The organism is Ruegeria sp. AG7 (genome assembly GCF_056541545.1).
This window is the reverse complement of sequence record NZ_JBQFYP010000058.1, coordinates 1-696: the sequence shown is the minus strand read 5'-3', so window position 1 is coordinate 696 and position 696 is coordinate 1. Positions and strand designations below refer to the sequence as shown.

At 60.2% G+C, this 696-nt stretch carries 1 protein-coding gene; it reads left to right on the top strand.

Translation table 11 applies throughout. From position 1 onward, the window contains the following. A protein-coding gene (locus tag ACR0BF_RS20350) for an IS5 family transposase (protein ID WP_480625673.1) occupies nucleotides 1–681 on the top strand; the annotation gives its coding sequence in 2 pieces (ribosomal slippage) (nucleotides 1–248 and nucleotides 248–681; 682 coding nt annotated over the 2 pieces). This gene is flagged as partial in the annotation. Nucleotides 682–696 lie beyond the last annotated feature (15 nt).

Sequence of the window (696 nt, the reverse complement as noted above, 5' to 3'; positions counted from 1 at the left end):
ACGGGTCGATGACAGACGGGTGTTGAGTGGGATTATCTTCATCAATCGCAATGGGTTGCGCTGGCGGGATGCGCCGCGGGAATATGGTCCCCACAAGACGCTGTACAGCCGATGGAAGCGTTGGAGCGAGAAAGGCATCTTCGCGCAGATGATGGTCGGCCTGGCTGCCGAACACGGCGAGGAAAAGACCGTGATGATCGATGCGACCTACTTGAAGGCACACCGCACTGCGACCAGCATGGCCGCGAAAAAGGGGGGCGTGGACGCCTGATCGGTCGGACCAAGGGCGGCATGAACACCAAACTTCATGCCATCTGCGATAGCCAGGGGCGACCGCTCAACCTGTTCGTCACCGCCGGCCAGGTCAGCGACTTCATCGGCGCGCGGGCGCTGCTCAGCAGCCTGCCAAAGGTCGACTGGTTGCTCGGGGATCGTGGCTATGACGCCGACTGGTTCCGGGACGCGTTGAAAGACAAAGGCATACGCGCCTGTATCCCCGGCAGAAAGCAACGCAAGACCCCGGTCAAATACGACAAGCGCCGATACAAACGACGCAACCGCATCGAGATCATGTTCGGCAGGCTCAAGGACTGGCGGCGTGTGGCGACACGCTATGATCGCTGTCCCAAGGTCTTCCTCTCAGCCATCGCTCTGGCCGCAACCGTCATCTATTGGTTATGAATCCTGACCCTAGCG